Here is an 18,704-nt window from a genome sequence, read left to right as displayed (position 1 = left end):
ACCGGCGACCCGAATTTAGCCCTGAATCTTTCCCTTACTAGTTTACCCCCCAATAATATATTGGCGAACAAGGGTTATTTATAAAGAGAATAATTTCCCTTGTTCTTGTGTTGAAATACTCATTTTACACATTGAATTAAAAGGAATGTTGTGTAAAATGAAGATCTGCTCTAAGGGTTTGAGCAGAAAAAACTTTTAGTTTTGGTGTCGCGCCAGTTTTGAATTGGTTACTCTCCACTGGTGCGCCATTTCCCCATTTATTCTAAATCAAATATCAAACATTTAAATTTACACACCCCTTTTTAGGCATCTCTATTTTTTAACTTCCTAGATTAAAAACGTTTTAATACGCTTATACATCTCATAAGCGGAATAAATAATGTTAAAGAAGTTAATTTACACGAGCCTACTGGCTGCAATCTCATTTAGCGCACTGAGTATTGAGCAAAACGAAATCATAGACCTACAGCAAAAAGCCAATGTGGGTGATACTTCAGCCCAACTTTTACTTGGCCAGTTAATGCTAACAAAGCAAGTGAATGTCGCAGGTGATTTAACCGAAAAAGGGTCGGAATTAATACTACGCGCAGCTAGATCAGGTAATCCAAAAGCACAATTCATGGTGGGCGTGTTGTATGAAAAAGGTGTTCTCGGTCAGGTAGACTTAGAGAAAGCCTATATCGCTTACCAAGATGCGGCTAATAATGGGTATGTAAAGTCGTTAGTTAACATGGCCTATATTAAAGAACAGCAAAATGACTTGATTGAAGCTCGAAATTTGTATTCTCAAGCGGGTGAAAAAGGGGATGCACTTGGCTACCTAAATCTATACATTTTAGAAAAGCGTGAAGGGAAAACAAAACAAGCTGAAAAAGCGCTTATCGCAGCCGCTCAAGCGGGAAATGATACCGCGCAATACATCTATGCCTCAGAGTTATTAAAACTTGATACAGAACAACCGTTGAATGATGCCTCTCCTGCTATTTTGTGGCTTAAAGTCGCTGCCAAACATGGTAATACAGACGCAATGACTGATTTAGTATCACTCTATGACAGAGGAACATTCATCAGTGCAGATCACCCTTTCATAGAATCAATTCTGAATAAGTTACATTCAGAGGGCGACAATAACGCATCGTTCACCCTGGCAAAGTATTACATCAATTATTACAAGTCGTACAGCAAGGCGTGGCCACTACTAACACAGGCTATTTCAAATGATGTAGATGGAGCGTTACCTTACAAAAACTTGATACTTGATTCAAAAAAAGTAATAACGACCGAAAAAGATATTTATGTAGCATCAATCGCGCAGGAAAACGACCTTCCTCCAGTCCTAGTTAAAAGCGGTGCTCGTTTCAATGTTGTAGATGAACTTCAAAACGGCAGTGTTTTTGTTGTTGAAGATGAACTAAGTGTTTATGGCTTTGCAGAGCAATCTTTATTAAATGCTGCGCGAGTCAATGAAGATATTCGACCAATGGCCATTCCTGCCCCTGTTGCAATTGAAACTGACTTGATTGATATAAAGTCACAGAGTGAAACTGAAACCAGTGAAAATGATGCTTTAGAGTTACAGAGTAACATTGAAATTGATGAAGAGGTTAAAGCTCAGCCAATGGATCGAAATATTCAAAAGGTCGTTGCAGTTATTAATCGACCTGTTAACTTTAGAGAGAATGCACACCCACAAAGCAATGTTATCGGAAGTTTAGATGCTGGTGATGAGGTTGCTTTAATTGGTTTGGATGATTGGGGTTGGGCGCAGGTGGTGCATGATGGCACTGCTGGTTTTGTTATGTCACGAGCCCTTGATTATGACGACTAAATTTCAGTGCACGCTATTATACACTTTCAGCCAGTATCGTTGTTTTACAATTGAGGAAGCGAATCACACATTCACTTCCTGATTATTAAATTAAAATTATTCTGCAACAACGAGTTACCAGCAATTATTACAAGAGAATTAGAATGGAAAAAGTACAGAGTAAAGTTGAGAGCTTAATAGCTCAACCAATCAAAGAATCGTTCCAAAGTAATAGAAGCGCTAATATAGGTTTTGCATGTTCTAATGGTGTTCAGGTACAAATAGCTAGACCTACTTCATGTGAGTGCTGTGGCGAACCAGTTAATGTTTTTAATGTCCGTGATGCACACCATCCAGTTGATAATAAAAGCTCTATCTTTCACCGGGTAATATATTGTTCTAGGACAGATGCTTATCATCAAGATATATACATCGTTTTTAGTTACCTATTGGGTGCTAAGCTGCACTACTTAAATAAAAACAATGAATTAAGTTTACCATTAATGTCTTTTTCACTGCCGATAGGCAAAGCAATTACCTTTAATGCTTTAAGAGGCCTAAACGCGCTGAAGCGTAAGTTAGAGTTTAATAGCTAACATCTACCATTAAATGTAATCAAATGCGCTGTTCAGCGCATTTTTTTTGCCTATCTCGATACTCTGCTTTCATTGACTAATATCAGTACATTAATGTGTATGTTCTTGCCTGGTATTCTTTTCCGGCAGTTTCAAAACCAAGATTACGCTCTATTCTAATTTATAACTCAATAAGCTTGTCAACATAGATCAGTGAACCAAATAGTATTTCGGCTATAGGTAACCGAATACTTATCAGAAACCCTTTCAGTAACTGTTTTCCAATCAGTAGCTCAAATATCGAATATTGATACTATTATTTCATCAACTCACGACAGGCATTTAAGACAATGGAATCACTTTTCAACAAACGTTTACTTGAGGCACAAAAGCAACTTGGTTTAACTAAAGGATCTAGCCAAGAATTAATCAAATCAATTAAAGCAAAGTCTGAACGCTTTACTAAACCAACAGTTCACTAGGAGAGCTCTATGATTATTTTCGTCGTAATTTTAATGGGTGTGTTTTTCTTGATTACTACTAGCTCATCAATGTTTTCTGATACCGCTACTGATGAGCAAATGCGTGAGGTTGGTGTGCTGTTACCCAATCAAAATAAGAGTGTTAATTCTGACGATGACGATGACGATTTTTTGTTAGAGTTTGATGGCACTTTACCTCCAGATTATTATTCAGATCCAAATAATCTAGTAGTGATGTCTATAAATGATAGTGAAGAATTTTAATAGTTAAATTAGATGCTGGGCTTAAAAGCCAGCTCTAATAAATTTATTTAAGTATGTGTGTTAAAAAATACCCCAATTAATTGTTCTAAAAATAATAGCACTCAACTTTAGTATCATTAAGAAATAATTAAACTCGTATTTATGGGTTGGTTTCGTCTGAAATTAGGTGTTTTTTGATAGATCATTGATGGCTGGGTAGCCGTGTGCTTTCATCTAGTGAATTATTGGTGACTTTCTTTAAGTAGTGTTATTAACAGCTCGTAGTAAGGGGGGGAGGCTTTCTCAATATAGGGATGTTCTTGCTTTATGTTTTCCTCTAATTCATAAATTTTAAACGCAGGCACATTAAATTGTACAACTAACCGGTTAAACACCTGTTGTGGATTTGCCCCTGGTTTTTGTTCGCTCCCAACTTCCTTTTGTTTCTTTTTAATTAGCGACGTTACCTTTTCTTTCATCTCGCGTATATCGTCAGGAACATTGAATTCATTTTTAAGACGAGCCTTAAATGTTTTTAAGCTATGGCTGTCGTGTTCTTGTATGGCCGCATTACTTTGCGCGCGTAAATGCTCCATTCTATTTGATTTATTTACATCAAATCCATTTTTAATATCGTGCTTATTTTGTGAGTGTATTAGCTTCTTAACTGTTTTTTTATTGATACCAAGTGATGCAAATAACTCTGGGGTGATGAAGATACGCATACTTTGATAGCGCTTTAGTTTAACGCTGTAATTCTGTTGTAACATGACCAGCCCTGCAGCTGCTAAATCCTTTAATGCATTAATTACAGGGTTGTAGTTTTCACGACCATGGCGGTATTTGGCTGTTGGCTCTGATATGTGAAGTTGATTAACCATTTTGGCCAAAGCTTTAATGGACATTTTAATTTCAAACAGGGAGTTAGAATAGGGTTTGTATGAGGCACAGTAAACTAACGCCTTCATCGTTTCGCGAAGGGTTTGCTCTCTTTCTATTCGCATACGGTTAGTTCGCGCCGCTAGTGCGATGGTACTGAAACCAAGATTTAGCATGCCACCAGCGTATCGCGCTTTGTTTAAGAACGTATTAAGTTTGAAATCATGCATTTCAATACGAGCAATAAGCAGCTTAGCAATTGGATTTTTAGCTTTAAAATCGAAATGCGGAGTCAAATGCCTATGCACAGAGCGACCTGTTATTACAGTGTCGCTCATGGTCTGATGCTACGATCAGATAGAGTAGTTTTCATAAAAAACACTTATAACTTAAATTTTAGCCAAAAAAGCCCTTGACCTTATTTTTATGTAGTTATAAGCTTGTCCTAAGTTACGTGGGACTTACCAGTTGGCGCTGGTTGCTTACAACATTACATAAATATAAAACCTTCCTAGAACCGACTTTATGTCGGTTTTTGTTTTTCTATTGCTTAGCAATGTTACTTTATTGTTAGTTTTTCGTTGTGCTTAGCCTTATCTATATGTTAATTATTCAATTATTTATCGAATTTCGATCAAAGGATACTTCGCTTAAATAGTTAGATCAAGATAATTCACAAATGATGATCACTTTTTTATGCTTATTTGTACCCTTTTCTAATCAGTAGCCTAAAAACTCGAAATACGTATTATGTCTCTCAAGGGTTAGGCCGAGTATCCAACACTACTCTCCGTTGGGTATTTGGCCTTTTTAAATCTACCTTTGAAGCGCTTCTAACTCCTTTATCATTCTGTCCGTTTCCTTCTTTGCCTGCTCGATTATTTCATCTCGAAACTTAACTATATTTATACCTTTATCTTTAGCCATCGCGTTTATATCGCTTACGCGCAGGTCTTTAAATTGCTTGTCTGTTGGCGCAGTTATTGTTTGATTACTATCAATAATTAATACTCCCTCATCCTCCATCATTTTAATTAATAGCGCGAATGCCTCCATTGACTCCGCTTGTGTGTTTCCATCACGCATAAACTTATCAATTAATCGCTTACCATTTAATGCGATCACTTGAGATGATTTTTTACTTACTTGTTGCTGCAGCTGTGCTATTTGCTTTGTCTGTTGGTAAGTTTTAACGCTTACCAACAATAAAATAGCAAGGCTGGTGGCTAAAATTAGTTTTGTTAAATAACCGGCCATTATTTTTGGTCCTTAATATCATCTTGGTTCAATTGTAAGGTCATTCCCTTCTGAACTAAGAAATCTACTTCAATACCTGCTGGAATCTCTATAACAGGCCACATAGCCTCAGCAATTGCTAAGTAATATGAAGCTACACGTTCCATGGCGCTACTTGCACCTTCCATTATTCCTGCTCCAGCGTACTGGTTCAGGTTTTGGCTTTGCCATACGGTTGATGCAGAAAGCTCAGTATTAATCGAAGGTACTTGCTGCGGCGCAGCAGCACTTGCAAAACCTGATAAAAAGCCTGCTTTTATAGAGTTGCCTATTGCTTTACCACTTCGCTCGATTACCGTACCACGTATACCTGTTAAACCATCTGAACTAGACACAGCATAAGCCGTTAATGATTTTTCAATGGCTTGGCCATCATTGGTAATACATGAAATTGCTTCTGCACGGATTTCAACGCGTTCGCTTGCTAGGTTACCAATACCTGCACCAAGGACCATGCACTCACGTATATCCAGTGAGAAAAAGTTAGGCATAATCGCTTCTCGTTTTACACGAAGTAAAATAGGGATAGGTGTATCTTGTGAACCTACTTTTGTTGGCGCCGCAACACCATTTATTAACGTGCCCGATAATATTGAGCCCATTGCTAATGTAAATTCCCCTTTATCACCTTTTGCTGATGGGTTTCTTTCGTCATTATTTTTAGCAATTTGCCCTTCACGACTATCGTCTACATTTTGATTGTCATTCGTTAAACGCTGAACTTTAATATCACTAATGGTTACTTCACCAGAGCGCTGCACTTCACGTATACTGCGTTGAGTAATTGTTCTAATAACGTTGCCTTTAATTTGGGGTGATTGCGTTATTATCTCAGTTTGTGGCCTATATAGTACATTTTGGTTTTGCTGATCTGCTTGGTAACTGACTGGCTCACCTTGTACTTGAAACTGTTTGCTAGGCAACTTAGTGCTTATATCAATTGGTTTTGTGTTCGTAGCGCTCTTCCTTTTTAGCTCAAACATCTCATTTTGCATTTGCTGCATTGAAAGTTTCAATTGTTCAAGGTTTTCAGCGTCTTTATTGTATTTAGCCTCCATTTCGCGCTCTTTATCGGCTAAACGAACTTTCATTTCATCAACAATACCTTCTGCTTCTTGTTGGTCCATTGTACCCAATGTGTCAGATAGGCCCAAAATTGATGTTACAGACTGACTTTCAACCTGCTGTTCACTCATAGTGTCATCTGTAAAAAGTGAACCCCCAACAAACCAAAGAATAACCAGAAATATGATTCCTAGAATGCCCTTGCGTAACCATGGGTTGTCTTCAATATAGGTTTTTAGCTTTTCCTGAATCATTCACCTGCCCCCATTGTTAAGCGTGGTCTAGTCTGACCATATGACTCCGCGCTTGCCTTTTTCAGTTTACGAATAATATAAATCTCTGTTTCTTCCCCTGGTTGTAAGTAAGACTTTGGATATAGCGCAACCGATGTAACCCCATCGTTTAGACACATTTCTTCACGTACTTGGTAAACACGATCGCTATCATTGTGCACAAGAACTACATCAATAAAGTCCTGGCTTCCACTTAATCGTTGACCCGCTTCATGATATATAGCTATACGACACGGATGCTTAAGATAATTTGGTATATCGTTCGTTATTGAGTATCCAGATGGGGTCTTACCTTGCGCTATCGGTTTCAAGATAGAAACAATACTTTTTTGATAACTTGATGAACGCAGTACCGGTGCGTTTTGCGCTTCAAGAGTCGCTTTATCAATTTTTTTCTGTTTTTCCATTTCGTTAAAATGATTCAGCGCTTTTAACGTCATCTCAGCTGGCATATCTATATCAATATCTACCATGGCTGGTGGTGAAGCCATTGGTACTAATACGATGGAGATTTCAGATTCAATAACACCGTCTTCAGATAGTAATAAACTAATTGGTTGCATTGTTCTCAACGTCACATACAAGTGGCCGTCCTCAACCTCAAGTAAAGCTTGCTCTGAGTTAGCACTTGTTTTTACAGATAAACTTCTAAAGTTAGTTCGTATGGCATTACTAAATCCCTGCCCGACTGGAATTACTATGTTTCTTCCCGGCTTTAGGTTGTAAGATTGTTCGGGTTTAAAGCTTTGTTTCACTTTTTGTAAGAAATCAGGTTCATTACTACTCTTACTTACAGGAGTGTTTGACGCTGATCTATTAGTTTCGTTAGGTACAAAGCTATTAGTTGCAGCGCGCAACTCAGCGGCCCCGTTATAAGCTGGTTGACCCGCCGGTGTTGCATTCATTGGTTTTCTACCAAAGTTTGTTTGTATTGGTATGTCTAACCCTTCATCTTGTGCATAGACTGCCGGCATTAAGCTCAGTGATAAACAGATAGATGCTGTTATTTTATTTATTAATTTCATTTTCATTCCTTAATCGTCACTTATGACTTTTTTAAGCTCAGCAGTTAACATTGGGTTTTCTTCAACCAGATATTCAACATCACGGTTCTTTGGCAGACCTTTGTATGAGTTAAAGTGTGTAATAGCAGCGCGTTCAGAGAAAGGTTTAATTCTGAACTCATACGTCCATCTTTGAGGTAAATTGATATTATTGGCAGTGGCTTTTAGTTTGATAGTTCTGTCACCCCAGATCCAAACCAAGTCCTTTACAGGGTCATAAATAGCGTCTTTGATAACAAAGGTTTGCTCTGCATCTCTTGCTATTAAAATCTGAACCTCTTTTTTTAGAGAGGGTAATATTTGCTGCCGTAAGTAAGGTGAAAGCATGCTATCCAGTTGATTCAATACAAAATCAGCATTGTCCTTCGATAAATTCCCTGCTATCGACGCTGCCGCAACTGCCCATCGTAATTTATATTCTTTATTAGCCACATTACCCGCAACGACTAAAGGCTGTGTGAAATTAGGAGGGGTGGCGATTACTTCTGTATCTTTAAAAGCCAATGCGCAAGCTAATACCCCTGCAATGGCAAGTAGACCGTATTTAATTATTGTATCTTTAGTTTGATTTGTTTGAATCTCGCTAACGGATTTTAAAACTTTGCTTTCACTTCTTTTCATCTAATGAGTTCCTATTGAAAATATTCACGACTATATGGGTCAGGTATATATTTACTTTTTTTCAAAAATGGCAAAGCGCCATGCCACCATAGGAAGTGAAGGATAAAACCTCTTGAGTAACGTTCTTCGGTGTATTTCAGTGTAAAAAACCAAATTAAACCAAAAGTAAGTAGTTCCATTGGTTTGTTGATCAATATGCCAAATCCAAAACACATGATGGGCATAAGCACATAATGCATTGGCCATAATATGAGAGTAAGTGGCTCATTAATGCGTTTTGGCATTCTGTATTGAAAAGGATTATCTGACATTTGTTTGTCCTTCATTAAAATCTATTCGCTATTATTTACCGTTAACAGACGAATGCATAAAATTAGAGAGGGTGTATTTGATACCTCTAATTATTTAGATCAAAAAAAAAGGCTCAAAATGAGCCTTTTTTCTAGGAGGGAAACTAAGTGTGTTATTAAAGGCCTGGGATACCAGCGGTAAAGATTAAATCTAATACTGAACCAGCATTTACCATTAATACTGCACCAAGGAATGCACCAGCAGCCATAGTGTAGTTTTGTTGAGTGATGTTATAAACAGAGTAACCAAATGCTAATAGCGAAATAGTCTTACCCGGAATACCTTTTATCCAACCATCAAACGTTGTATATATCGAGTTCCATTCGGTACCACTACCTGCAGCAAGTGCTAGTGATGAAAACACTACACATACTATAGCTAGTGCTAATAGAAGGTATTTAGTTTTTTTAGATGTCTCAACGTTATTCATGTTGTCGATGTTTGCAATTGCTATACTCATGGTTATCTCCGATTAATGAGTTGTTTTAATTCAAAGTGATTATTCACTGTAATTCATTCATTTTAAAATTTTAGAGCGTACTAAAATGGCCCCTCTAAGCTATGCTAATTTTAAAGGAGCACATTAATGTGTTCCTAGTCCTTCTCAGCAAAATCATTATTACCTTTAACTTGGCTTATTTTAAATTTTACAGAGGGTTAAAATCGCACCTCTAAGGTATACATTTATAAAATTCCACCTATTAGGCGACTAATGCTGAAACCTTGAGCACTAACTGACTTAGCATCTTTAGTCTCTGTCATCTCCATTAATTCATTTTCAACTTCTATTGTGCTACTTATCCCATCTATAAAGCCTTTTGACTTAGCATCCTCACCAAGCCACACCATTCCATTAAACAGTTCAGGATCGTTTGCAAGTTTGTCTTTTCTCGCATCAAGCACAGATGAAACGAAATTGGTGTGCATTGGCATCATTAACGAATCTTTCAATAGCTGTTCATCTTCAACTTTCAGTTTTTTAAATGGATCAATGATTACCTTTTTACCCACGGAAGTTAAAATTTGTTTTTTAACTCCCAATTTCTCAGCTAAACCCGTTAAATCCCATGAATCAATTCGCACACCAATAGAGCCAACCATCGAACTTTTGTGGGCATATATTTTATCTGCAGGCGATATAGCTTGGTAACACGCTGAGGCACAAATGGCTTGAATGCTTACATAGAGCAGCTTTCGTTCAGTTACCGGTTTATCTGTGTAACTTTTTATAAATGAATAAGCCGTTTCTCCCTGTACGGGCGAACCACCACCAGAATTAACAATTAGCATTATTGCACTCGCCCTTTCGTCTTTATCCGCGCGTTGTATTTCTTTCGCTAAATTGTAGCCAGAGCCGCCACCAGCATCAGTCATCTCACCCTCAAGCATTATTTGCGATACATACTTAGGCTTATTTATTTCTAATGTCTCTGTCTTCCAGTTTATTAATATGGCCGTTAAGAAGCCTCCAAATATAATGAATGTTTTAAAAACCTGTGAAAATGAATAAGCCTTAGCTACTGGTCCTAACTTAGATTCAACTGTTGAAGTTAACTCTGATATGGCCTGTGTTAAATTTTCAGGTTGAACTTTAACTTGCTTAACTTTTTTTCTTTTAAGTTTTCTTAGTAAATTTGTAATCATTTTAACTTGTACCTTTATGGAAATTACGGATTATTCCTGAAATCAATAAGGCAATGCCTATCAAATAAATAAATGGAAAATAGGGCAACACTCCGCCTACAAAATTCGGAGCTAACATAAAAAATGTAAATAAGCAGAATGAAACCCAAATGATTTTTATATATAAACGCACCAAATTAGGTTTAGCCCCACCAAATCTATATGCGTTTGCTTTGTGTCTGTTCACAGACCCGTAAATTAAAGCTAAACAAAGTGGAAGTGACACAAACAACCAATACTTAAACATCATTATTCGCAAAGCGATCTGATACGCTAGTATCTGCCCGTTTATTGCTAATCTTTCTTGGAACGTACTACCTATGACACCATCCCATTCCGTGTCCTTTTCAGGCATTAACTTTGATAAAAACCATTTGTATAGCCCACTCCCATTTACCCATTTATCTTGTAAAAAGAGGGTTTCGTTATGCAATACGTTCCAATCATTCTCTGAAATCGCACCTTTAATCTGATATGACTCTTGCAGTACATTCGATTTGTATTCGTCTGGTTCAGTTAATAACAGCATGAGTAACATGGCTGCTACAGAAAGTGAGGACAGCAGTAATAATATTTCTAAACGCGTATGCTTACTTGTAATTGCAGTCTTCATACTGCATCCCCCCAAAATACTGCCAGCCTTTTGCCTGTGGCCGGCACTCCCCAAATACTTAAATCAATGCGATTGAATACCAATAGATTGAAAATTAAATATAGTTTTTTATTCGTCTCTTTCGTTGGCGTATGCAATGTTATTAAATTGTCCTTTGGGTGTTTATTTGACCAAGCACGCAAGCTTTCTTTGGTCCAATCCCACACCTCATTTTCACATTGAATTTTCATGCAACATAATTGAGTTAATTGATTTGAAATATATTCACAAAAAACCAAATACGCAGCCGATTGTCCTTGTATCTCAGCCTTGGCGTAATATGCGCTCAATGATGTTGTAATGATGGATATGTAAGTAGGTGCGCCACTATTGAATATATCAATGTTGCCCATGTACTCTTTTACTTTGTTGCATATTTTTACTACTGCCGGGTTGATGGTATCTATCATCGACAATTGTATTTTAATATTTGACTCACCAATTGAATCAACCAATTGCGCTTTCTCTGTCAGAGATTTATTTTTAACTGCATGCATGAATTTTAAAATTGATTCAGCGTCAAAGAATTTATTTAAAATGAGTAGCCCTACTTCATCTTTACGCAGGTACTCTAACTTTACGTTAAGTTCAGTCGTTGAAATTGACTCAAAGTTATTGTTTTCAATCCACGAATATAAACTTTCATTCGTAAAATCCCACGTTAATGAGGCTGACAATCGCTGGCCTTTTGGCCTGCCCGACACTTTTGCGTAAATGATTGGGTATAAGTTTTCTGATACTGCCAGAATTAGAGTTTCAACTTTTGTATTTTCAAGATTGTCTATAACGCCGTTCATAATTAGGCTAAATACGTGTTCTTTGTATATCTTGTTTTGTAAACCAACATACAGCGCAAGGTTTCTTGCCAATTTCAATAATGCTTCGTTATCACTGCATAACTTTAAAAACTTATCCTGATTTTTTTCACTTAGTCGTGCTCGTATCTCATTCTTAGATGATTGCTTTTCAATGTCATTCAGTGAAAGCCATGTTTTTTCAGCTGTTAAACCATTAAAGTTTTCAATTCGCCACTTTTCTATAACCATTTGGCTCGCTCCTCTGGGCAGCTGTTAATTACAATAGGTAACCTCATTTTAAGTTTACGGCCATCTGCTAACCGTGCTATGTATTGAAGTTTTGGTAAATCGCCCATTAAGCCCATTGGAAATGAATCATCCATCTCTTTAGCTGAACGCTCACCATGCATTGAGTTGAAGGCAAATATACTTTCGCTACTTGATGCACCAGATGAACTTTGATTTTGAACTTTTGTAATTGCTGTCTTTGAAAATTGCGCAGCAACATACTCTTGGGTCTTTGGATCAGTTGTTCTAAAAGAAATGAAGTTATTACATAATCCTAAAACCCTGTTTGCTGTAGGCTCATCTGTTTTAGCTGCAATATCGCTGATTGTTTGTGTAGCAAGGTAAAGCTCGATTGATGATGCACGACCAACAGCAAGGAGGTTTAATAAGCTGTCATTATTTTCAAGTGCGGCATGTGCTTCATCTAAGAAAACAGCAACTCGTGATGCTTTCTTGTCGTTATTGTTATAACGGCGACCAGACACGGCGGCAATCTCAGCCATAATCAAACGCGCTAAAAAACCTGCCGTTTTATTATCAGTCATTGAATCTAAACTTATATACAGACACCCCCCTTTTTCCATGAGGTTATCTAAATCTACTATTCTTCGTTTATCTTCACTTTCGGGATCATCAATAGGGGAAAACAAATCATCCATTGGCTTTGACGTTAACGCCGTTAATACAGGGCGTAACGATGTGATCATCTTTATAAAATGCTCAGAAGGGTGTTCTATTAATTGAATAATACCCAATATAGCCGCGTTCTCATGCGACTCGCTTAAACGAGCTTTATAGTATTCACTCATTACTTGCCAAGCTTCTACACCTTTTTTAAGGTACTCAGCCATATTCAGCTTTGTTTCGTACTCCGGCCCTAGTGTCCTTTCGTAAAACACACGTAACACTTTTTCACAGAACGGTATTTTCCCTGAAGACAACGCTTTTTGGATGGATGTTAAGCGAATAGGTGTGCCAATGTACTCCATGCCTGCAGCCACAAATGTTATTTGTTCATAGGCGAAATCTTCAAAGGTTTTGCTGCCCCCTGAAGTACCCATTAGTGGTGCCACTCTGTCAGCAATTTCTGAGACGCGTACAAAGTTCTTTAGTAACGGTATACGACAAGAGTCACTTTGTGCAGCTGGATGCACACTGAAAAACCTATCGCCATAGCCTAAGTGCTCCATTTCCTGCTTGATAGACTCTTTCCAGTCAGTGTCGTTTTTTGGGTCGATAACGACGATTACTTTGCTGTTATTTTTTGTTTTGTCGCCTTGTTTGATCTTGTTTTGTTGTCCATTTATATTGAAGCGAGCTGAACTTTCTTTAGCACCCATATGTATAGCGTTTAGGCTAAGCAAGCGTAATAGAGTTGTTTTGCCTGTACCTATATTTCCTGATATGAGTGTGTGCCCGAAATATGTATCTTCCACAACTTTTATTTCTGTCTCATCGCCTACGGCATGGATAAAGGGTTTTCCACCAAGCTCTTCAGTTTCATGCTGAAATTCGTCTGTTGCTTTACGTAGAAAAAATGGCAGCTTTATATCCGTTAGTTTAGAGTCCATATTCATAACTTGATAAATACGATTGGCATGTTCAGAACCCCATTCGAACCCATACCCCATAAAGTTATGTCTAGGGTCAACAAATTTATCATTCGTTATTCTTGGTTCAAGCGAGTTGATTTCTCGTAATTTTTTACAATCCATAAACTCTTTTCTATTGAGTTTTAGTTTTAACTGACGCTCAATTAATGGTTTTGCTTTCATAGCATACAAATAACTTCCACCAGCTAGTATGCCAGCAATACCAAATGAAACGGTTGCTCCTGGTTGAAATGCACCTAAAGTCATAAACGGAGTTGTTATGGCACCAATGCCATAAGCTATTGCTGTGTTTACTTCATAGATAGGTCGAAATAGAAACTCAACGTATCGTCCATCTGTTCTATTGTACTTGCTACTCACTGAACACCTCTGTATTTGATACATCTTGTATGTGGACTTGTATGGAAAAGGAACTCATGTCGTTAATTTTTACGTCATGTTTATAGCGCGCTTTCATTGATTGGATTAGTTTGCTTATTCGTATCCCCTTTATAAAAGATGGGTTTGAATCGCTAACTAACGCTACTTCTTTTAATATAATGTCTATGTGTTCTGGACCACCAGACACCTTAATTTTGTGAGCTAGCAAGATTTCGCCAAGACTTCCTTTGATGCTTGTTGTTGTGAATTCAAACTCTGTTGGGTCGGTTGAAGGCAAACTAGATTTATCTTTACCGGCAGTATCTTTTTCCTTAATAGTCATACTCTTTGCTTTAGATGAATTGGCATTAAAACTTTTTTTGGTTTCTGAACTTCTTTTAACAGCGCCAGTTAACGAGGACTGACCTAAAGGTGTTAGTTCAAAGCAAACGACAGACTTCGCTTTTTGACGCCGAACAAGTGTTGCAAGGGATGAGCTACCTAGTTTTTGCCTTATAAAACCTTTGCTTAATAGCTCTTGCCCAGCTTCGATTTGATTAGTGTTGTGAGCTTCAACGTACTTGTTTACGTCTACGTACCATTTATTATTGATTTGCAAAACATAGTCGTGGGATCTAGGCTTTTCTATCTCCAAAGCTGGTGGTATTGCCCGTTCAGTTTTTTTCGCAGGTGAAGTCTGTTCAGTTTTTTCCGCAGGTGAAGTCTGTTCAGTTTGTACTACAGAGGTATCGGTGTCGTTCTCAAATAGAATTGGTGTAACATTCGCCTTCTCCGGTTTTTTAGGCTTTGCCATTTTCTTCTTTTTGGCCGTGACCTGATTTTCCCCCCCGGTATTTACTTCACCTTTAGGCGCAACTGTTTTTTCTGTTTTGGCGGTATTGGTTTTTTCCTTCACATCGTTTACAGCAGTGTTAATTGAAACGGTTTGTTTAGTCGTGCTAATGTTAACTTTGTCATGTAATTCGTTCGTACTTTCAATTACCGTCTCTTTTTCTTCGCTAAGCGCTGCAGTGTCAAAGCTTAGCTCTGTAAAGCTTCCATCTTCTTTCGTAATGAAATATTTGTTTGATCCACTTAGGTAAAGCAAACCTTCTAAGTTTGGGTGCACTGGGTCAGAATCATATATCCACTCGCGATACACCACTTTGATCAACTCAATCCAACTAATGCTGATTGTTTCGTCAATGATGTTGATCACATCTTGTTCAGTGAACTTGCCTATAGCAAATAGCGCAAAGCGATTTTCTTTATCGAATGGCTCTACTATTCTGAAGTCTTCCATCATTCCTAATAGTGACTTGGTATCATTTGGCAGAGCATCGAAGTGGTTAGCGCGTGCAGCTTTGAGGATTCCATCAAACGCTGATTGCCAACGAATAAAAACACAATCTCCAATTACAAAAGCATGACTTTTTTCGGTATTAAAATTCCATTTACTTTTAAGACTTCGCATCGTATCAACAATAGACATCATTCTGGATTTTTTTAAGGTACCAAAAGCCGAAGTTGCCATTGTTTTGACATCTTTAGCCGTTGACACTGAATCTCCAAAACGAATTGCAGTGGCAAGGTATCCATTGATATGAGCATATCCGTTGAGTGCAGAGGTTAGATTGCTATATAAATCATCTGGGGAGTCCATAATGAACTCTAATCCCTCTCCTTTTAATATGTGAGGTAACAGAGTTGCACCTGAAGATACGTGTTCCCTGTGTACACGAGAAGCCCTAAAATGGACAAAATATCGTTCGACTTTATTGCGGGTAGCCCATTCAATTAAAGTTTCAATTTGTGGTATCCAAGGCTTAATTGGTTTCCCCCAACTCGCGATTGGTACACTTATATTTTTTTCATCATCAAAAATTGTATACGCACTCACCTGCATATCTGTCAAAATTTTACCTGTATCATGTAAAAGCGCCCCAACCCACGCTGCATACATGTAACGGACACGACGTTGTGCATCTAAGTCCACTTTGCCCACGGTCGGAGGCAATTGATTGTCTGCCTTACGTAAAGCGATTAAAGCTGCATCTAGCGAGTGCCGAAATAATCCACCTGGTTGTGAATGGTGGTGGTATTCAGATGCAGGAAGCATGTGAACATATTCGGCCAACTTGCGAATTACACTCAAATAACGCGCGCCAAAAAGATTAACACCATCCTCAGTGGTTCTATGAAACCCAATATCTACGTGTTGCTCAAGCGCTATAATTTGGTCCTTATAGCGCTTTAAAATGGCATCTACACAAAAAACACTCAGACCATTTACTTTGGGTGGGTAAAATTGAGCTTCAGCATCGTGTACCGGCCTGTTATAAATATCCAGATAAATTTCTCCACTTACATTGGTCTGTAGGTGGATGGGCTTAGGTTTATCGTTAAGCACTTCTACGTCACCGGAAACCGGCTTGGTAGAAGTGGATATACCAAATAGCATTTTCATGGTGGATACAAATGACATTAGGCTACCTTGCTTTCACTATCTTCATTTTTAGCTTTAACAATTAATACTAATTGCTCTTCTGTCAGTATTGTTTTTGCTACCTCATAAGGAATGTCACACAGCGAAAGCATGTTAAATTGTGGATCACGTAAAAACTCCAAATAGTAACGCGGATTAAATTGGCCACCTTCACGTTTACCCGGCGAAGTCACTTTCATTATTCTGTCAGTAACACCAGTAACAATTGCTGCTGCCTGTTTGCAAGCTTGCTCATACTCAAGATCATCTAAAGCACCAAACATAAATAATTTTTCAATTGCGTTTAACTCTTTGTCCACGGCAACAATTAACTGAGTAATTGTGAGTCCTACTGGGTGCGAAACTTCAAATTGCATGGCATAGTTGTCTGGTGTATTAATTATAAAGTCACCCATAACCGGTAAACTTTTCTCACGCTCTACACGTTGCTCATGAAGTGTGTCCAACTGAGCTTGAGCAAGATTTAAATTAATATCTCTATGCCACTCACTTATTCTTGTGTACGCAACGCTTGAGGTTTTTGCCATGCGTAGAATTGCGGCTAAGCGCTCGAATGCATTTAAAATTTTATGCTCGTTAAGCTTTAAATATGAGTGAGTGTGGTCTGTTTCATAGTTAATCGTGGTCGTGATTGTTTTCATTTTACCAGCATGCTTTGTTGTGGCTCTTTGCGCCTGGTTATTCTTTACATGTTCAGCCGATATTGAATTTTCAGTTTTATTCTGCATTTTGGATCTCCTTAGTTTCTAAAGTTTTTGTGTTGTTTAGTAGCTTTAAACTTTGATGAATCATATTTATAAGTGTGATAATTGGCTCTGCTTCAATTAGAAATTCATCAATTAATTTAACTTCCCAGCTTTCAGCGTTTTTTACTAATTGGAATCGACTTGTGGTGCCATCTTTATTCCGCTTGAGTTCTTTTGCGTAGCGAAGCGTCTGCTTATTGCTTTTAGCAACATTCAGCCTTGCCCAACTATTTTCGTAAATTCGCCACCTGAGTGTTACTCGGTTGTGGTTTTTGGTTTTGTATATGCGAATGCTCGGTGCAACCTTGCCGACTTTATCGGTTCGGTCTGGATTAGCGGCTTGACTTATGATTTGTCTATTCATGTCTCGCCAAGCACACCAATACCCATCCACTAACGAATCAAGCTTTAAAGCTAGGTCGTCCTTTTTATCAGTTAAATACTGCCGTACTTCAAATGCATCTTGGTTCATTTTTTTAAACTCTTGTTTCTGTCTTGTTGTTATTTTCGCGTAATTATCTGTAAGAGAAAAAAAATACAGAGGGTATAAATGCATGTTGTAAATTTCGAGCACCTTCCGGTGAGGTTTTCTTTTACTATTGATGCCCTAAAATCTAATTGAGGGCAGTTTTCTCAAACTGCCCCTAAACGGGCGGTTTTGCAAAAGCTGCCCCCAATTAATTAAGGGGATAATTAAGTTTTAGAGGTTTGTTTATTTCGTGTTTTATTTGGTAAGTTAAGATTGATTAGGCAAATGCCCGCAATGGGCGTTTTGAGTGAGGTCTTAATTAATTGAGGGCGCATTTAATTATTTTTATTAGTTTAATTTAATATTCTGCCCTAAAAATGGGCGCAAAAAATATCTCTCCCTATTAATTGAGGGCGGTTTCTTTTCTTTTTGCTGATTTATTATTTTGTAAACTTTTATTTTAAGAAGCATGAAATTTAGCGTATTTCCTCTAAATAAATAGAGTTGCGCCATTGGGGGTAGGTTTTGGGGGAATGCACTATTAATTGAGGGTAGTTTTAATTAATTTATATCTTTGAGACTAGTGGTAATGCCCTAAAAATGGGCGTAAAAAAAATCGCACCCTATTAATTGAGGGCGGTTTTAGACTTTAGATTTTTATGGTTCTAAATTATTGAGGCGTAATAGTCTTAGTTTTATATTATAAATATGCGAGTTTTTTATCGTTCAGCATCTCAATCATAATGCTGGCTATACCAATAAAGCAGAAATGAGGCTCACTTTGTTAGAGCGTTAATGCATTTAATAAGATGGAAATATTAAACGAGTAGCGCTGTTCATAAATAAAAGCAGCATGAGAACTATATGTTGTTTACTTATCGTTAATCCCTACGTATTGCCATGTTGCGCCGTTT

The 18,704-nt window shown here is 37.7% G+C and carries 18 protein-coding genes; 4 read left to right on the top strand and 14 right to left on the bottom strand.

Annotation, left to right across the window (positions count from 1 at the left end; translation table 11 throughout):
• Positions 1–379: 379 nt before the first annotated feature.
• From L659_RS0116300 to L659_RS0116285, 4 genes are all read left to right on the top strand, one after another.
• A complete protein-coding gene (locus tag L659_RS0116300; RefSeq protein ID WP_024591243.1) occupies positions 380–1,828 on the top strand; it encodes a hypothetical protein in 1,449 nt (482 codons plus the stop codon).
• Between the two features lie 143 nt (positions 1,829–1,971).
• Positions 1,972–2,403: a hypothetical protein gene (locus tag L659_RS0116295; RefSeq protein ID WP_024591242.1), complete on the top strand. Its 432-nt coding sequence runs from the start codon at positions 1,972–1,974 to the stop codon at positions 2,401–2,403.
• Between the two features lie 329 nt (positions 2,404–2,732).
• Positions 2,733–2,864, top strand: a complete 132-nt coding sequence (locus tag L659_RS1000000124075) for a hypothetical protein (RefSeq protein WP_259398326.1) — start codon at positions 2,733–2,735, stop codon at positions 2,862–2,864.
• 9 nt (positions 2,865–2,873) lie between these two features.
• On the top strand, positions 2,874–3,128 hold the full coding sequence (locus L659_RS0116285; RefSeq protein WP_024591241.1) for a hypothetical protein: 255 nt from the start codon (positions 2,874–2,876) through the stop codon (positions 3,126–3,128).
• 221 nt (positions 3,129–3,349) lie between these two features.
• Here the strand turns inward: L659_RS0116285 and L659_RS0116280 are convergent, their stop codons facing one another.
• From L659_RS0116280 to L659_RS0116215, 14 genes are all read right to left on the bottom strand, one after another.
• The gene (locus tag L659_RS0116280; RefSeq protein WP_024591240.1) at positions 3,350–4,324 is read right to left on the bottom strand and encodes a hypothetical protein; all 975 of its coding nucleotides are present in this window, start codon (positions 4,322–4,324) and stop codon (positions 3,350–3,352) included.
• 478 nt (positions 4,325–4,802) lie between these two features.
• The gene (locus L659_RS0116275) at positions 4,803–5,243 is read right to left on the bottom strand and encodes a hypothetical protein (protein WP_024591239.1); all 441 of its coding nucleotides are present in this window, start codon (positions 5,241–5,243) and stop codon (positions 4,803–4,805) included.
• Positions 5,243–6,478 carry a TraB/VirB10 family protein gene (locus tag L659_RS1000000123255; RefSeq protein ID WP_196812474.1) on the bottom strand — a complete coding sequence of 412 codons (1,236 nt, stop codon included), beginning with the start codon at positions 6,476–6,478 and terminating at the stop codon, positions 5,243–5,245. Before L659_RS1000000123255 ends, L659_RS0116275 begins: the two co-directional genes overlap by 1 nt.
• 119 nt (positions 6,479–6,597) lie before the next feature.
• Positions 6,598–7,665, bottom strand: coding sequence for a TraK domain-containing protein (locus L659_RS0116265; RefSeq protein ID WP_024591237.1), 1,068 nt, complete (start codon positions 7,663–7,665; stop codon positions 6,598–6,600).
• 9 nt (positions 7,666–7,674) lie between these two features.
• A complete protein-coding gene (locus L659_RS0116260) occupies positions 7,675–8,325 on the bottom strand; it encodes a TraE/TraK family type IV conjugative transfer system protein (protein WP_024591236.1) in 651 nt (216 codons plus the stop codon).
• 11 nt (positions 8,326–8,336) lie between these two features.
• Positions 8,337–8,636, bottom strand: coding sequence for a type IV conjugative transfer system protein TraL (gene traL, locus L659_RS0116255; RefSeq protein WP_024595919.1), 300 nt, complete (start codon positions 8,634–8,636; stop codon positions 8,337–8,339).
• Between the two features lie 155 nt (positions 8,637–8,791).
• Complete coding sequence (locus tag L659_RS0116250) at positions 8,792–9,136, bottom strand: hypothetical protein (RefSeq protein ID WP_024591234.1); 345 nt, start codon at positions 9,134–9,136, stop codon at positions 8,792–8,794.
• 224 nt (positions 9,137–9,360) lie between these two features.
• Positions 9,361–10,320 carry a S49 family peptidase gene (locus tag L659_RS1000000123250; RefSeq protein WP_024591233.1) on the bottom strand — a complete coding sequence of 320 codons (960 nt, stop codon included), beginning with the start codon at positions 10,318–10,320 and terminating at the stop codon, positions 9,361–9,363.
• A 1-nt stretch (position 10,321) separates the two neighbouring features.
• Positions 10,322–10,972, bottom strand: a complete 651-nt coding sequence (locus L659_RS0116240; protein WP_024591232.1) for a DUF4400 domain-containing protein — start codon at positions 10,970–10,972, stop codon at positions 10,322–10,324.
• Entirely contained in the window at positions 10,969–12,057 is a 1,089-nt protein-coding gene (locus tag L659_RS0116235; RefSeq protein ID WP_024591231.1) for a hypothetical protein, read from the bottom strand. The genes L659_RS0116240 and L659_RS0116235 overlap by 4 nt, the downstream gene beginning before the upstream one ends.
• Positions 12,048–14,069: a conjugative transfer system coupling protein TraD gene (gene traD / locus L659_RS0116230; protein ID WP_024591230.1), complete on the bottom strand. Its 2,022-nt coding sequence runs from the start codon at positions 14,067–14,069 to the stop codon at positions 12,048–12,050. The genes L659_RS0116235 and traD overlap by 10 nt, the downstream gene beginning before the upstream one ends.
• Entirely contained in the window at positions 14,062–16,554 is a 2,493-nt protein-coding gene (mobH, locus tag L659_RS0116225; protein ID WP_024591229.1) for a MobH family relaxase, read from the bottom strand. Before mobH ends, traD begins: the two co-directional genes overlap by 8 nt.
• A complete protein-coding gene (locus L659_RS0116220) occupies positions 16,554–17,303 on the bottom strand; it encodes a hypothetical protein (protein ID WP_024591228.1) in 750 nt (249 codons plus the stop codon). Before L659_RS0116220 ends, mobH begins: the two co-directional genes overlap by 1 nt.
• On the bottom strand, positions 17,293–17,793 hold the full coding sequence (locus tag L659_RS0116215; RefSeq protein ID WP_139016105.1) for a conjugative transfer protein MobI(A/C): 501 nt from the start codon (positions 17,791–17,793) through the stop codon (positions 17,293–17,295). Before L659_RS0116215 ends, L659_RS0116220 begins: the two co-directional genes overlap by 11 nt.
• Positions 17,794–18,704 lie beyond the last annotated feature (911 nt).

This window comes from Pseudoalteromonas sp. S8-8 (assembly GCF_000497875.1).
In the GTDB taxonomy this organism is placed as follows: domain Bacteria; phylum Pseudomonadota; class Gammaproteobacteria; order Enterobacterales; family Alteromonadaceae; genus Pseudoalteromonas; species Pseudoalteromonas arctica.
Note: the sequence above shows the minus strand (reverse complement) of the source record. Positions and strands in the feature narration are given on the sequence as shown.

Bases quoted from the DNA above. Each gene is read 5' to 3' on its own strand.
- L659_RS0116300 (WP_024591243.1), top strand. From the start codon at position 380: ATGTTAAAGAAGTTAATTTACACGAGCCTACTGGCTGCAATCTCATTT.
- L659_RS0116295 (WP_024591242.1), top strand. From the start codon at position 1,972: ATGGAAAAAGTACAGAGTAAAGTTGAGAGCTTAATAGCTCAACCAATC.
- L659_RS1000000124075 (WP_259398326.1), top strand. From the start codon at position 2,733: ATGGAATCACTTTTCAACAAACGTTTACTTGAGGCACAAAAGCAACTT.
- L659_RS0116285 (WP_024591241.1), top strand. From the start codon at position 2,874: ATGATTATTTTCGTCGTAATTTTAATGGGTGTGTTTTTCTTGATTACT.
- L659_RS0116280 (WP_024591240.1), bottom strand. From the start codon at position 4,324: ATGAGCGACACTGTAATAACAGGTCGCTCTGTGCATAGGCATTTGACT.
- L659_RS0116275 (WP_024591239.1), bottom strand. From the start codon at position 5,243: ATGGCCGGTTATTTAACAAAACTAATTTTAGCCACCAGCCTTGCTATT.
- L659_RS1000000123255 (WP_196812474.1), bottom strand. From the start codon at position 6,478: ATGAGTGAACAGCAGGTTGAAAGTCAGTCTGTAACATCAATTTTGGGC.
- L659_RS0116265 (WP_024591237.1), bottom strand. From the start codon at position 7,665: ATGAAATTAATAAATAAAATAACAGCATCTATCTGTTTATCACTGAGC.
- L659_RS0116260 (WP_024591236.1), bottom strand. From the start codon at position 8,325: ATGAAAAGAAGTGAAAGCAAAGTTTTAAAATCCGTTAGCGAGATTCAA.
- traL (WP_024595919.1), bottom strand. From the start codon at position 8,636: ATGTCAGATAATCCTTTTCAATACAGAATGCCAAAACGCATTAATGAG.
- L659_RS0116250 (WP_024591234.1), bottom strand. From the start codon at position 9,136: ATGAGTATAGCAATTGCAAACATCGACAACATGAATAACGTTGAGACA.
- L659_RS1000000123250 (WP_024591233.1), bottom strand. From the start codon at position 10,320: ATGATTACAAATTTACTAAGAAAACTTAAAAGAAAAAAAGTTAAGCAA.
- L659_RS0116240 (WP_024591232.1), bottom strand. From the start codon at position 10,972: ATGAAGACTGCAATTACAAGTAAGCATACGCGTTTAGAAATATTATTA.
- L659_RS0116235 (WP_024591231.1), bottom strand. From the start codon at position 12,057: ATGGTTATAGAAAAGTGGCGAATTGAAAACTTTAATGGTTTAACAGCT.
- mobH (WP_024591229.1), bottom strand. From the start codon at position 16,554: ATGTCATTTGTATCCACCATGAAAATGCTATTTGGTATATCCACTTCT.
- L659_RS0116220 (WP_024591228.1), bottom strand. From the start codon at position 17,303: ATGCAGAATAAAACTGAAAATTCAATATCGGCTGAACATGTAAAGAAT.
- L659_RS0116215 (WP_139016105.1), bottom strand. From the start codon at position 17,793: ATGAACCAAGATGCATTTGAAGTACGGCAGTATTTAACTGATAAAAAG.